Origin of the sequence: Paenibacillus sp. EKM211P (assembly GCF_011066175.1) — a bacterium.
Taxonomy (GTDB): Bacteria; Bacillota; Bacilli; order Paenibacillales; family Paenibacillaceae; genus Paenibacillus; species Paenibacillus polymyxa.
In genome coordinates, this window is record NZ_JAAMNS010000002.1 from 51,476 (window position 1) to 64,911 (window position 13,436).

Genomic DNA, 13,436 nt, shown 5'->3' on the forward strand with positions numbered 1-13,436 from the left:
ATTGTCATATTTTAATTATTTTGTATCTTATAAGACTATAGAATCGTTTCATTGTATTATTTTTACAATATTTATCGAATGAAGTGAAAGCAACCATTTTACACGGTATATTTTAGGAGTTCATATCATACATAAGGAGGATTTTTTTATGAATACTAAGAAAATATTATTATCAACAGCTATCTCTTTGGGACTCATTGGGGGATTATTATCCCTAGCGTGTCCGCAGCAGTAGGCCCTTCTCCAGAAATTACACCTGTTGTACAAGTAAACGGAGTATCCTACAGAACGGCTACGTTGCAAAGTAATTATTCTTATGCGTTGTCAAATTACCCTGGAGATACTTATAAAGTGGCGAGCGGAAATGTCACCGTCTCCGCTTCCGGCGTAGTAACTACCACCACTGCAACGAATGCAAGAGTTGAGATTTACGCCGGTAACGGTAAATTGAGAATGGTGTATACCGTTAAGGTAAACTAAAAAAAGCGTTAAAAAAGCACTGTTCGTTTATTCGAGCAGTGCTTTCTTTGTTGGACCTATATTCCTACTAGCTATAGCGACGTTATCATGCTTCAAAGTTAATACACTCGGAGACTTATAAAAAACGGACGGGCTGAGGTTACCCCTCTCTTTGCTACTCAATAGGATTAAATGAGGATTAAATGAGGATTAAATGAGGATTAAAACAACAAAAAACCCTTGCTAAGCAAGGGTTTTTGAGGAAATGGGCCCTGAGGGACTCGAACCCCCGACCAATCGGTTATGAGCCGACCGCTCTAACCAACTGAGCTAAGGGCCCTCAAAAAAATATGTATATTCACGCTACATATTCGTAACAGCAACGTTAATTAATATACAACATTTTCTTGTGTTTCGTCAATAGTTTTTAGAAATTTTCTTTTTAAAAATTATTTTTGTAAACCTATGGAATAAATCGGACACCATAACGACCTTTGCGCGAGCGGTACACCTCCACTGCGCGGGGATCATTGTAGCCATACATCCAGCCATCATGCTCCAGCCTTTTTGCCAAACATCCTGCCTGAAATTTAGTCGTGTACAGTCTGCCATAGTAAACCCAATACATCCGAACTCCCTCTTTTCACATGTATAGTAGGAGTTAGTGTAACCGGATCGAATTCGATTTACACAGCTTGATTACTAACAATCTGCACTGGATGGCAATGAGTCTGTGGCGCACTACTTATTAGCTCCGTTGTCTCTCTAATACTCAGCCTTATTTGCCAAAAGAAGCCGGATCCTGACGCCAGGAACGCAGCAGTTCCATCTCTTCCTGCTGAATGGTTCCTTCACGCAAGGCAACCTCCATCAAGGCGGTGTAATTTGACAAGGTTTGCAGCTTCACACCTGCTTCTTCAAAAGCTTGAGTGGCTTTGTCCAGCTGGTAGCTGAAAATAGCCAATACAGCTAACGGCTGAGCTCCTGCTTGCTCTACAGCCTGTGCTGCTTTAATGGAGCTTCCCCCGGTAGAGATGAGGTCTTCGATAACCATAACCTTTTGTCCGGCGCTGATACGGCCTTCGATTTGGTTTTCCTTCCCGTGTCCTTTGGCTTTGTCTCTGACATAAGCCATTGGCAGATTTAGCTTTTGTGCCACCCAAGCGGCATGAGGAATCCCTGCTGTGGCTGTGCCGGCAATAACCTCGGTTTCAGGGTATTGTTCACGGATAAGAGCCGCAAAAGAGTCTGCGATTAGTTCACGCACCTCCGGGTAGGACATGGTCAGGCGATTGTCACAGTAGATAGGGGATTTAATACCGGATGTCCATGTAAAAGGCTGCTGTGGACGCAGTGCCACTGCCTGAATGCGTAACAGATGGGATGCAATTTGCTCTGGGATATTGTTTAATGTAGTCATACTTGTATCATCTCCTCAATAATATGTTTTGCTGCGGCGCGTGGGTCTGGTGCCGCCGTGATCGGCCGTCCAACGACAATGTAGCTGCTGCCCTGGGCAATGGCTTGTCCGGGTGTAAGCACACGCGACTGATCACCTGTAGCACTGCCTGCCGGGCGTATGCCAGGGGTTATAGTTTTAAAGTCAGATCCGCATACTGCACGAATCGCAGGCACTTCTAATGGGGATGCGACCACACCGTCCAGTCCAGCCTCACGCGTCAATTGTGCATAACGAACGACAGCATCCTGTACTGTGCCAGGAATGCCTAACTCCGTATTCATAGTCGTTTGATCCGTGCTGGTCAGCTGTGTAACTGCAATAATGAGCGGCATGGCAAGTGAGCTGTCTGCTGAAATCGCTGCCTCAGCTCCAGCTCTGGCGGCCGACATCATACTGCGGCCTCCAGCAGCGTGTACGTTAAACATATCCACCCCTAGACGGGTAATGCTCTCTGCCCCTCCCCGTACCGTGTTAGGGATATCGTGCATTTTCAAATCCAGAAATACGGAGTATCCTCTTGATTTTAATTGTTCTACAAAAGCTGGCCCTGCGCTATAAAACAGCTGCATCCCCACTTTTATATAACAAGGAATTCCCTCCAGCTGCCGAATTAACTGCTCTGCTTGTTGTGCATCCGGGTAATCTAGCGCAACCATCAGCCGTCCTGCCATCTGCTGAAATGCTTCGTTCACCGTTCTACCGCCCCTTTTCACATCAATTCGGGTATATTTGCCCGTGATAAAGGACATCCGTCAGCAAATGCTGATGAATGTCCTTCCCATTACCACTTATTTTGCTTATCTATTCATAAGGCGTTAGTTGCTCAGAACTGGCATCGATTCGGATGTGAAGTTAATCGTCTCCAGCATTTTTAACAGAGCGCGCACTGTATCCAGCGAGGTCATGCAAACAATGCCGTTTTCAACTGCTTCGCGGCGGATGCGGAATCCGTCACGCTCTGGCGTTTTGCCTTTGGTGAGCGTGTTGAAGACAAAGTTGGCTTCACCTGTACGGATCATATCCAGAATATTCGGATTGCCCTCACTTAGCTTATTAACAGTGTTCACTGGAATGTGGGCCTGTTCCAAGGCTGCTGCCGTTCCACCTGTAGCAATAATTTTGTAGCCCAGTCTATAAAAGCCCTGCATCAGCTCGACCGCTTCTTCCTTATCCTTATCCGCTACTGTAATGATGATCGCCCCAGTAGATGGAATTTTCATACCTGCGCCTACGAGTCCTTTGTACAATGCTTTCGCATACTGGATATCGCGTCCCATAACTTCACCTGTAGATTTCATTTCAGGCCCCAGTGTTGGCTCTACACGACGCAGCTTGGCAAAGGAGAATACAGGAACCTTAACCGAGACATAATTACTTTCAGGCCATAGCCCTTCTGTATAGCCTGCATCTTTAAGCTTACCGCCCAAAATGGCCTGTGTCGCCAGGTTAGCCATCGGAATATTCGTTACTTTGCTTAGGAAAGGAACCGTCCGTGAGGAACGAGGGTTAACCTCGATGACATACACCTCATCTTGATGAATGACGAACTGAATGTTTACCAGACCAATCGTTTTCAATTCCTTGGCGATGCTGATCGTAATGTCCACGACTTTTTGCTTCAGCTCGTCAGACAAGTGTTGTGGCGGATACACTGCGATCGAGTCACCCGAGTGAACCCCTGCCCGTTCCACATGTTCCATAATCCCAGGTACCAAGACCGTTTCACCGTCACAGATGGCGTCAACCTCAACTTCTTTGCCCAGCATATAACGGTCGATGAGCACAGGGTGTTCTGGATTGATTTTAACCGCTTCTTCCATGTACCGCAGCAATTCCGTATCTGAGTACACAATTTCCATAGCGCGTCCGCCCAGGACGTAGGATGGACGTACCAGAACCGGATACCCCAATGCTTGGGCAGTTCCTACCGCTTCATCTACCGACGTGACCGTATTGCCTTTAGGCTGGGCGATAGCAAGGCGAGACAGCAGCTGTTCGAACTTTTTCCGGTCTTCTGCTTCATCGATACTTTCCAGACTCGTACCCAGAATATTCACGCCTGCCGCACTAAGTGGAGCTGCAAGGTTAATCGCCGTTTGACCGCCGAACTGGACGATGACACCAATCGGTTTTTCCTGCTCAATGACATTCATTACATCTTCGAAGAAAAGTGGCTCAAAGTAGAGACGGTCCGACGTGTTGAAGTCTGTAGAGACGGTCTCCGGATTGTTATTGATAATTACCGCTTCGTAACCTGCTTTTTGGATAGCCCATACCGCGTGCACGGTGGAGTAGTCAAATTCAATCCCTTGACCGATCCGAATAGGTCCTGAGCCGAGTACGATAACTTTCTCTTTGTTAGATGGAATGACTTCGTTTTCCACCTCATAAGAGGAGTAGTAGTACGGAGTTGTGGCTTCAAACTCGGCTGCGCACGTATCTACCATTTTGTAGACAGGACGCAGGTTTTGATTTAGACGGAATTCACGAACCTCAAGCTCGGTTGTCATACTCTTCTGTTGACCCATACTGCGAATCTCGGCAATGGAGCGGTCGGTAAAACCTTTTCGTTTGGCCTGATAAAGTGTTTCCGAGGACAGCTCAGACTCTCCAGCGATAATGGATTCGAACTTAACAATTCCTTCTACCTTATCGAGGAACCACCAATCAATTTTGGTTACATCCTGAATGTCTTGTTGTTTCCAGCCACGACGGAATGCCTCGGCTACCAGGAACAAGCGCTCATCATCTGCTTTAGCCAGACGCTCTTTGAGTACCTCATCAGATAGTTGATCGGCGCCCTTTAGATGCAGGCGATGTACCCCAATTTCCAGAGAACGGACCGCTTTATGGATAGATTCTTCAAATGTACGTCCGATGGCCATGACTTCACCGGTTGCTTTCATTTGTGTGCCAAGCTTGCGGTTGGCAGAAATGAACTTGTCAAATGGCCAGCGTGGTATTTTACTCACGATGTAATCCAATGTCGGCTCAAAGCAAGCATACGTTTGTCCCGTTACTGGATTCACAATTTCATCCAGTGTGTAGCCTAGTGCAATTTTGGCCGCCATTTTGGCAATCGGATATCCTGTCGCCTTGGAAGCCAGTGCCGAGGAACGACTCACCCGTGGGTTGACCTCAATCACGTAGTATTGATAGCTGTGCGGATCCAGCGCAAACTGTACATTACAGCCGCCTTCGATATTGAGGGCGCGAATAATTTTCAGAGAAGCCGAGCGCAACATTTGGTACTCACGATCTGACAGTGTCTGGCTCGGTGCTACGACGATACTGTCGCCAGTGTGCACGCCGACCGGATCGAAGTTCTCCATATTACAGACAACGATGCAGTTGTCATTGCCGTCACGCATAACTTCATACTCGACTTCCTTCATACCTGCGATACTTTTTTCCACTAAGCATTGCCCGATTGGACTGTAGCGCAAGCCAGAGCTGACTGTTTCACGTAATTCTTCTTCTGTAGCGCAAATCCCACCGCCTGTACCTCCCAGCGTATAAGCCGGACGAACGATAATGGGGTAACCGATTTCGTTAGCAAATTCCAATGACTCTTCCAGTGTTGTTACAATTACGCTCTCCGGTACTGGCTGTTCCAACTCACGCATCAAGTCGCGGAACAAGTCCCGATCTTCAGCTTTTTCAATTGAATTCAGTTGAGTTCCCAGCAGCTTAACATTTTCGCGTTCCAACACTCCAGCGCGAGCCAGTTCCACTGCCATATTCAAACCTGTCTGTCCTCCCAGCGTAGGAAGGAGACCATCCGGACGCTCCTGGCGGATAATCTGTGTTACAAAATCAAGTGTAATCGGCTCGATGTATACTTTATCTGCCATATTGGTGTCTGTCATGATGGTTGCCGGGTTACTGTTGATCAGTACTACCTCGACGCCTTCTTCTTTGAGCGCTTGACAAGCTTGTGTACCAGCGTAATCGAATTCTGCTGCCTGACCAATGACGATAGGACCGGAACCGATCACGAGTATTTTTTTAAGTTCTGTATTTTTCGGCATATTAGCGCTCTCCTCTCACTGCGGCGGCGATAGCAGCCTGACGCGGTTGCTTTGGTTGATTTCTTTTGTGTTCACGGATCATTTCCAGGAAGCGGTCAAACAGGTAGCCATTATCGTAAGGACCAGGCGCAGCCTCTGGATGGTATTGCACCGAAAACGCGGGATACTTAGTATGTTTAAGACCCTCAATCGTTTTATCGTTGTTGTTAATATGCGTCACTTCAAGTTCTGTTCCTTGGATCGATTCCTCATTCACTGTGTAGCCATGATTTTGTGATGTGATGAAGCAGCGTCCGCTCTCCAGTTCTTTCACCGGATGGTTACCACCGCGATGTCCGAATTTCAGCTTTTCCGTATCTGCTCCCGAAGCCAAGGCGAACAACTGGTGTCCCAAGCAAATTCCGAAAATCGGGTATTCCCCTAGCAGTTCAGCCACCGTACGTACAGCATGCGGTACGTCTTTTGGATCTCCAGGACCGTTGGACAGCTGAATACCGTCCGGATCCAAGCGGCGAATTTCCTCGGCCGTCGTATCATGTGGAACGACAACCACATCACAGTCTCGTTTATTCAGTTCGCGCAGGATGCCGCTTTTAGCACCATAGTCAATCAATACAATCCGTTCTCCGTTGCCAGGGCTGCTGTACGGATGAGGAGTAGAAGTCAAAGGAACCTGATTACGCAGTTCTTCTATGGTCATGTCGGACATCATTTCTTTTAGTTCTTCCAACGGCTGGGAACCAGTCGTCAAAATGCCCTTCATTGTGCCGTGATGGCGAATAATCCGGGTGAGCATGCGGGTGTCGATGTCGCTAATACCAATGATGCCATATTCCTTCAGCAAATCGCCCACGCTGTATTGAGCACGCCAGTTACTTGGCGCCGGCTCGTAATGTCGAACAGCAAAGCCGTGTACATAAGGCCGTACTGATTCAAAATCATCACGAGTAATTCCGTAATTTCCAATTAGCGGGTAAGTCATGGTTACGATTTGTCCGCAATAAGAGGGATCCGTCAGCACCTCTTGATAGCCTGTAATCCCTGTGTTGAAAACGACTTCGCCTGTTTTTTCACCTTCCGCACCAAATGATGTGCCTGTAAACAGCGTGCCGTCCTGAAGTAACAATCTTGCCTGCATCCCGTCTCACTCCTCTATTTTGTTTCCTGCTATAAGGTTCTATTTTTTTAATTAGTTGTGTATTATTTTGCTTCGTCAGCAGACCATACCAGTTTGCCGTCTACCCAAGTTTTCACCGGCCAGCCTTTGAGCTTCCAGTCTGTAAAAGGAGTGTTGCGTCCTTTGCTGGCAAACGTTTGTGGATCAACTGCCTGCTCCTGCTCCAGATCAATCATGGTCAGGTCAGCGGGTGCTCCCTCTTCCAGACGTCCCGTATCAAGGCGGAAGACACGTGCTGGGTCAGCCGTCATACGGCGCACCAGAAAGTCCAGCGTCCATTGCCCGGTAGCTACGAATTTGGTGTACAGCAGCGGAAAGGCTGTTTCAAATCCAACGATTCCAAATGGCGCCAGCTCCATCCCTTTTGCCTTCTCTTCCTCACTGTGTGCTGCATGGTCCGTTACGATGATATCAATCGTTCCGTCCTCCAGCCCCTCGATGCATGCCTGTACATCACGCGGGGAGCGTAGTGGAGGATTCATTTTCCAGTTGGCATCCAGCCCAGGAATGTCCTCATCGGACAATACCAAGTGATGCGGGCATACCTCTGCAGTAACCTTGATGCCAAAAGATTTGGCATGGCGAATCAATCGCACCGATTGCTCTGTGCTGACATGGCATACATGATAATGTGCCCCAGTTGCTTCGGATAGCAGAATATCACGTCCAACATGGATTGCCTCGGATTCATTGGGGATACCTTTGAGTCCGTGACGCTTGGCAAATTCACCGTCCGTCACCGCTGCTCCTACAACAAGTGTGTTATCTTCACAGTGTGCAATGACTGGCATATCCAGCGCTTTAGCTCGTGACATGGCATCCTTCATCATTTGTGCACTCTGCACTCCGACTCCGTCATCAGTAAATCCGATGGCACCTGCTTCTTTGAGCGCTTCAAAATCTGTCAGCTCACGTCCCAGTTCGTTTTTCGTGATGGCTGCGTAAGGAAGTACTTTGGCGAGCCCAGCTTCCTGCCCCTTTTTCAGTACCAACTGAACCGTGTCTACATTGTCTGTCACCGGACGTGTGTTTGGCATGCAGGCAATCGTCGTAAATCCACCTTTCACCGCAGCGCGGCTGCCTGTTTCAATTGTTTCTTTATATTCAAAGCCAGGTTCTCTCAGATGCACATGCATGTCGATTAGACCGGGGATGACCAGCTTTCCCTGGGCGTCGATTTTTTCGACTTCGAGCTCTTGTCCAGATGCCCCTTCTTCCATAATGAGGCTAACTCCGGCTTCCGCATTTGCGATAGCCAAAATTTTTCCGTCAGCGATTAGGATGGATTTTAATTCCGTCTCGCCCTGCTCGTTCAATACGCTTGCATTCATAATTAATTGTTTCATCTGAAATATTCCTCCGCTCAGGTTTTTTGCAACTTTTTCCTACGATCCTACTGACAGCTGCTACAGCTTCATTGCCCGTTCCATAACCGCCATGCGGATCGGAACCCCGTTGGCCATTTGCGGAAAAATTCGTGATTGCTCGCTTTCCACAACTGCACTGTCGATCTCCACATTCCGATTCACTGGAGCCGGGTGCATGATAATTGTTCCGGACTTAAGGCTCGCTGCTCTTTCTTCTGTCAGACCGTACTGCTCTCGGTACTCATCCGCTGAGCGCAACATTCCTTCAGCATGCCGTTCAAGCTGGACTCGCAGCATCATGACCACGTCTGCCTGCAAAGCTTCTTGCATCGGCACATAAGGCGCGTACGTTGCAAGCTCAGGTGCCTGCATATTGTCCGGTGCACAGAAGCTAACCTTGGCTCCGAATTTTTGCAAGGCCCACAGATTCGAGCGAGCTACACGGCTGTGCAAAATGTCTCCTATGATGGATACTCTCAAGCCTTTAAGCTCACCGAAAGTTTTGCGCATGGTGTAGAGGTCCAGTAAAGCCTGCGTTGGATGCTCATTGTTGCCGTCTCCCGCATTAACCAGCGGAACACTAACCTTCTCAGCAAGCTCTTGCAGCACTCCGGCTGGCTTTAACCGGATGACTCCAGCATCAATGCCCATGGATTCGAGCGTACGTACAGTATCGTAAATGGACTCCCCTTTTTCCACACTGGAAGCCGCAGCGGAAAAGTTCAAAACCTGAGCGCCGAGCCGCTTCTCCGCCATTTCAAAAGAAAAGCGTGTGCGTGTACTATTTTCAAAAAACATGTTGGCCGCGAAGCGTGACTGTAGGACTGGAATCAGCTTTTGCGGCTGTGTTTCCCAATAATGAGCACGATCCAGAATCGACTCAATTTCATTTCGGCTAAGTTCTTTTAATCCGAGCAGGCTACGTTCTCTAAGTTGACTGGCTGTTGTGATCATACCTATTCCCCCCGGTTCTGAATGATCGTCACTTCGTCCTTACCGTCCGTCTCCTGAAGTGCAACTACGATTTCCTCAGATTTGGAGGTCGGGATGTTCTTGCCGATGTAATCCGGACGAATCGGAAGCTCACGGTGTCCGCGATCTGCTAGCACAGCCAGCTGGATCATTTGCGGTCGTCCGCAGTCCATCAATGCATCCATCGCCGCGCGAATAGTGCGGCCTGTGTACAGCACATCGTCAAAGAGAATGACTTTCTTATCATGAACCGATACGTCAGCGGGATTCATCAAAAGCTCTTTTCCATTTCCTTTAGCCTCGGCAACGCTGCTCCGGTCATCGCGGTAGGCTGTGACATCTAGCTCTCCCCATGGAATTGGTGCGCCTTCAATTTCAGCAATTTTTTCAGCCAAGCGCTGCGCCAGATGAACTCCGCGTGTTCGAATACCTACGAGTACGCAATCGTCAATACCCTTGTTTTTCTCCAAAATTTCATGTGCAATCCGCGTTAATGCCCGACGAATCGCAATTTCATCCATCAGTACATGTGTTTCAATACTCATGCTTCCAGCCTCCTCAGGTGATGTTCCCTTCAGACCTGGTCCCGTGTTCGGATACAAAAAAGACTCCTTGCCCAAGTTTGGCAAGGAGTCTCGTATGAACAGTCTTCCACTGTTCTCCGATCTGTCGGACACACTGAAGACATACCGCCGCAGCGGATGCACTGATCAGTGATCCATTCACGTTACCTTGCCAGCCTCACGGGACTGATTTAAAGGTGCTATTCAGGATTTCCTTTGTCCTGTTTCTCATAGTGTGAGATGGTTAACCATCTCTCGGACAAAGTCCATCGCAACTACAAGAAGTATGACAGATTGAAAATCTCGTGTCAACACCCGTTCAACCGGAACCACCGGAAGCACTTTAATAATTATACATCCTAATTGTATAATTATCCATAGTTGTTTTTACCCATTCCTATTCAGACAATAAAAAAACCGCCATTTAGGCGGTTATACTTAATAATTTATTCAAGTTTTTGAATAGGAAAGCAGAGCAAATCATCATTATTTTAGCGACTACGCAAGGACGTTAATACGTCCTCCATATCAGGAGGGATCGGTCTGCTAAATTCTAAGTACTCTCCAGTAGTTGGATGCTTAAATCCCAGAACCGCTGCATGCAGCGCTTGGCCATCCATACGAACCCCTTTACTGCGTCCATACATAGGGTCGCCAACCAATGGATGTCCAATGAATTTCATGTGAACACGAATTTGGTGTGTCCGTCCTGTCTCCAATTGAAGTTCAAGCAGGGTATAATCACCTAACCGTTCAATGACGAGAAAATGGGTAACTGCATGCTTGCTGTTGCGTTCCGTAACCGTGAACAATTTACGGTCACCTGAATCACGACCAATCGGGGCATCTACGGTTCCCTGATCGTGACTCAAATGACCGTGGACCAATGCTATATATTTCCGAGTCACGCTATGATCCTTCAGCTGTGCTGCAAGTGATGCGTGGGCCTGATCATTTTTAGCTGCCATCAGCAGTCCTGATGTATCCTTATCAATACGGTGAACAATACCAGGACGTAATTCCCCGTTAATGCCGGAAAGGTCATGGCAGTGGTACATCAGTGCGTTGACCAGTGTTCCCGAGGAGTGTCCTGGTGCAGGATGCACAACTAGACCACGTTGCTTGTTAATGACAATAACGTCCGAATCCTCGTATACGACATCTAGCGGAATATTTTCCGGCATAATATCTACACTTTCTGGTTCAGGTACCGATAGTACGATATGATCTCCTTCAGCCAGCTTGTAGTTCGCTTTGACCGCCGCACCGTTCACCAGTACCCGACCATTCCCGATCCACAGCTGGATCTGGGAACGAGACACTTCCTTCATTTCTTCGGCGATGTATTTATCTATACGTGTTTTGACATCCTCTGAATCCGCTGTCCATTCCAGAGATTCACCCTCCAGTTCGTCCTCATAAGACAGACCTATGGCTTCGCCGTTTTCATTCACTTCGTTCATGCTATGACTTCCCTTCAACGCTATCATTGCCATTCCCTTTTTCCCGACGCGATTCCAGCAATGTATCCAAAATAATCAGTGCAACACCGATGACAATTGCCGAGTCTGCCACATTAAAAATCGGGAATGTGTAGCTTCCAAAATTGAACTGTGCAAAATCAACTACTTCTCCAGAAATAGCTCGATCCAAAAAATTACCAACCGCTCCCCCAAGCACCAAACTTAGCGCAACAGGAAGTAGTTTTTGCCCAGCTCTGACCGTTTTTCTCAGGTACCATACGATACCGATCACAACTACAATTGTAATCACGATAAAAAGCCAGCGTTGCCCTTCCAAAATCCCAAAAGCGGCTCCGCGATTACGATGAGAGGTGATTAAAAAGAAATTGCCGATGACTGGTATTTGCTCGTACAATTCCATCCGCGTAGCCACCAAATATTTGACACCCTGATCAATCAAAAAAATAATTAGCGCAATACCAAAATAAATCACAGTCCTTCGTCACTCCGATCCGCTTATATCCGTTGTCGAACCCATTTATTGTAGCATAAGCCTTCTCAGATCGTCCACGAGTCCTGCAGGCTATCGAGCATAGTCCTTAAATGGAATGAACTCAATCACATTTGATTAGAATTTCCTATGTAAAAGAGGTCTTCCCGGTGCACACTACAAGGAGCATACCTGACACATTGCATGCATGTAAATCTAGAACAAGGAGAGGATTCCATGTCCCCATTGACGGAGCAACAATTGCAGGGCTTGCGTAACGAACTGCTGGAACGCAAAAAGGAAATTGAGCATCGTTTGCAAAACAACGACCATTATGGACTCGGCGATTCTCAACGCGACCAAACCGGTGAGCTTTCTCCCATCGATAACCATCCAGGCGATCTAGCTACCGAAACCTATGAGCGAGCCAAAGATATTTCCTTACTGGAGCATGACGAGTTTCAATTGGAACGTATCAAATCAGCCTTGATGGCTATGGATAAGGGAACCTATGGCATTTGCGCCGCCAGCGGCAAACCCATCCCCTATGAACGCCTGTTGGCTGTTCCCTATACCATTTATTGCAAAGAATACAGTCCTGAAACAGAAGTATCCAACAACCGTCCGGTGGAGGAAGAATTTCTCGCTCCCGCGTTCGGTAGAACAAGCCTGGATGAGCGTGAAGAACAAAACGGCTTTGACGGTGAAGATGCTTGGCAGATCGTTGAAAATTGGGGAACCTCTAACACCCCGGCCATGGCGGAAAGTGGTGAAATCCACCGCTATGATGATATGGAAATTGAAGCTGGCGATGATAATATGGGCTTCGTAGAGCCATATGAAAGCTTTGTCGCTACTGACATTTATGGCAGAAATGTATCCATTGTCCGCAGTTCTATTTATCAGCGTTATATAGAAGATGGCGAGGGTGAAGGTCTGCTGGAGCCGGATTTGCACGAGGACGAATCGGAAGCTTAAAAGTGAAACGCCCTAGTAGGTAGTAAGCTCTAATTGTCGCTGTACGATCCGTACAATATCAGCGATATAATCACCGATAATCGGCAAATTCAACGCTCCGAGCACTTGCAGCACATAAATTATGGTAGCGGCAAAAAAAGTAAATCCTAGCGCAATGCCGATTCCACGGGAAACACCTGATATTAGGTTTAGCCAAAGTAATCGCCAAGGCTTATTCAGCAGCAAAGCGTAATCTGCAATACGTGTTCGTTCCATCTGCTCTGATACAGCTTGCACCAGCTTTTCCACACGACTTAGTTTCTCTGCCTGGTCACCTGCTATTCCCTTATCTGAGGCTATGGCGGCCCCTTCTCCGTTCATCCCTCGGAGACTCCTTCCCAGTCTGCGCCTTGACCGTGCTGTCATATGCACAATCCCCCTTTTCCGATGGCTGCCCCGAAAGCAGCAAACGAGCCGAAGCACGTAACGGAGGAA

The 13,436-nt window shown here is 47.7% G+C and carries 13 protein-coding genes and 1 tRNA gene; 2 read left to right on the forward strand and 12 right to left on the reverse strand.

Annotated elements, in window-relative coordinates:
- The first annotated feature begins 219 nt into the window (after positions 1-219).
- Positions 220-480, forward strand: coding sequence for a hypothetical protein (locus G9G57_RS03260; protein WP_016821521.1), 261 nt, complete (start codon positions 220-222; stop codon positions 478-480).
- 245 nt (positions 481-725) lie between these two features.
- Here the strand turns inward: G9G57_RS03260 and G9G57_RS03265 are convergent.
- The 11 genes from G9G57_RS03265 to lspA all read right to left on the reverse strand — a co-directional run bounded on the left by G9G57_RS03265 (position 726) and on the right by lspA (position 11,987).
- Positions 726-799, reverse strand: a tRNA-Ile gene (locus G9G57_RS03265).
- 123 nt (positions 800-922) lie between these two features.
- Entirely contained in the window at positions 923-1,087 is a 165-nt protein-coding gene (locus G9G57_RS03270; protein ID WP_010345444.1) for a hypothetical protein, read from the reverse strand.
- 150 nt (positions 1,088-1,237) lie between these two features.
- Positions 1,238-1,879: an orotate phosphoribosyltransferase gene (pyrE, locus tag G9G57_RS03275; RefSeq protein WP_017428119.1), complete on the reverse strand. Its 642-nt coding sequence runs from the start codon at positions 1,877-1,879 to the stop codon at positions 1,238-1,240.
- Complete coding sequence (pyrF, locus tag G9G57_RS03280) at positions 1,876-2,670, reverse strand: orotidine-5'-phosphate decarboxylase (protein WP_017428120.1); 795 nt, start codon at positions 2,668-2,670, stop codon at positions 1,876-1,878. The genes pyrE and pyrF overlap by 4 nt, the downstream gene beginning before the upstream one ends.
- Before the next feature lie 66 nt (positions 2,671-2,736).
- Complete coding sequence (carB, locus tag G9G57_RS03285; protein ID WP_164964477.1) at positions 2,737-5,952, reverse strand: carbamoyl-phosphate synthase large subunit; 3,216 nt, start codon at positions 5,950-5,952, stop codon at positions 2,737-2,739.
- Between the two features lies 1 nt (position 5,953).
- Positions 5,954-7,090 (reverse strand): glutamine-hydrolyzing carbamoyl-phosphate synthase small subunit, encoded by a 1,137-nt coding sequence (carA, locus tag G9G57_RS03290; protein ID WP_013372064.1) that lies wholly within the window; start codon positions 7,088-7,090, stop codon positions 5,954-5,956.
- Positions 7,091-7,152: 62 nt separating this feature from the next.
- Positions 7,153-8,475, reverse strand: coding sequence for a dihydroorotase (locus G9G57_RS03295; protein ID WP_064962141.1), 1,323 nt, complete (start codon positions 8,473-8,475; stop codon positions 7,153-7,155).
- Between the two features lie 60 nt (positions 8,476-8,535).
- On the reverse strand, positions 8,536-9,450 hold the full coding sequence (locus G9G57_RS03300; RefSeq protein WP_013372066.1) for an aspartate carbamoyltransferase catalytic subunit: 915 nt from the start codon (positions 9,448-9,450) through the stop codon (positions 8,536-8,538).
- Between the two features lie 2 nt (positions 9,451-9,452).
- A complete protein-coding gene (pyrR, locus tag G9G57_RS03305; RefSeq protein ID WP_016821529.1) occupies positions 9,453-10,013 on the reverse strand; it encodes a bifunctional pyr operon transcriptional regulator/uracil phosphoribosyltransferase PyrR in 561 nt (186 codons plus the stop codon).
- 509 nt (positions 10,014-10,522) lie between these two features.
- Positions 10,523-11,494, reverse strand: coding sequence for an RluA family pseudouridine synthase (locus G9G57_RS03310; RefSeq protein WP_016821530.1), 972 nt, complete (start codon positions 11,492-11,494; stop codon positions 10,523-10,525).
- Position 11,495: 1 nt separating this feature from the next.
- Positions 11,496-11,987, reverse strand: a complete 492-nt coding sequence (lspA, locus tag G9G57_RS03315; protein WP_013372070.1) for a signal peptidase II — start codon at positions 11,985-11,987, stop codon at positions 11,496-11,498.
- Between the two features lie 234 nt (positions 11,988-12,221).
- Between lspA and G9G57_RS03320 the strand changes: the two genes are divergently transcribed.
- Entirely contained in the window at positions 12,222-12,962 is a 741-nt protein-coding gene (locus G9G57_RS03320; protein WP_016821531.1) for a TraR/DksA C4-type zinc finger protein, read from the forward strand.
- Between the two features lie 12 nt (positions 12,963-12,974).
- On the opposite strand, the gene G9G57_RS03325 is transcribed toward G9G57_RS03320, so the two are convergent.
- On the reverse strand, positions 12,975-13,367 hold the full coding sequence (locus tag G9G57_RS03325; RefSeq protein WP_026065489.1) for a DUF5665 domain-containing protein: 393 nt from the start codon (positions 13,365-13,367) through the stop codon (positions 12,975-12,977).
- Between the last annotated feature and the right edge of the window lie 69 nt (positions 13,368-13,436).

What these genes read in the sequence shown, in the direction of transcription:
- carA (WP_013372064.1), bottom strand. Translation starts at nt 7,090, where the DNA reads ATGCAGGCAAGATTGTTACTTCAGGACGGCACGCTGTTTACAGGCACA.
- pyrF (WP_017428120.1), bottom strand. Translation starts at nt 2,670, where the DNA reads ATGTCCTTTATCACGGGCAAATATACCCGAATTGATGTGAAAAGGGGC.
- G9G57_RS03320 (WP_016821531.1), top strand. Translation starts at nt 12,222, where the DNA reads ATGTCCCCATTGACGGAGCAACAATTGCAGGGCTTGCGTAACGAACTG.
- G9G57_RS03310 (WP_016821530.1), bottom strand. Translation starts at nt 11,494, where the DNA reads ATGAACGAAGTGAATGAAAACGGCGAAGCCATAGGTCTGTCTTATGAG.
- pyrE (WP_017428119.1), bottom strand. Translation starts at nt 1,879, where the DNA reads ATGACTACATTAAACAATATCCCAGAGCAAATTGCATCCCATCTGTTA.
- G9G57_RS03325 (WP_026065489.1), bottom strand. Translation starts at nt 13,367, where the DNA reads ATGACAGCACGGTCAAGGCGCAGACTGGGAAGGAGTCTCCGAGGGATG.
- G9G57_RS03270 (WP_010345444.1), bottom strand. Translation starts at nt 1,087, where the DNA reads ATGTATTGGGTTTACTATGGCAGACTGTACACGACTAAATTTCAGGCA.
- G9G57_RS03295 (WP_064962141.1), bottom strand. Translation starts at nt 8,475, where the DNA reads ATGAAACAATTAATTATGAATGCAAGCGTATTGAACGAGCAGGGCGAG.
- G9G57_RS03300 (WP_013372066.1), bottom strand. Translation starts at nt 9,450, where the DNA reads ATGATCACAACAGCCAGTCAACTTAGAGAACGTAGCCTGCTCGGATTA.
- pyrR (WP_016821529.1), bottom strand. Translation starts at nt 10,013, where the DNA reads ATGAGTATTGAAACACATGTACTGATGGATGAAATTGCGATTCGTCGG.
- carB (WP_164964477.1), bottom strand. Translation starts at nt 5,952, where the DNA reads ATGCCGAAAAATACAGAACTTAAAAAAATACTCGTGATCGGTTCCGGT.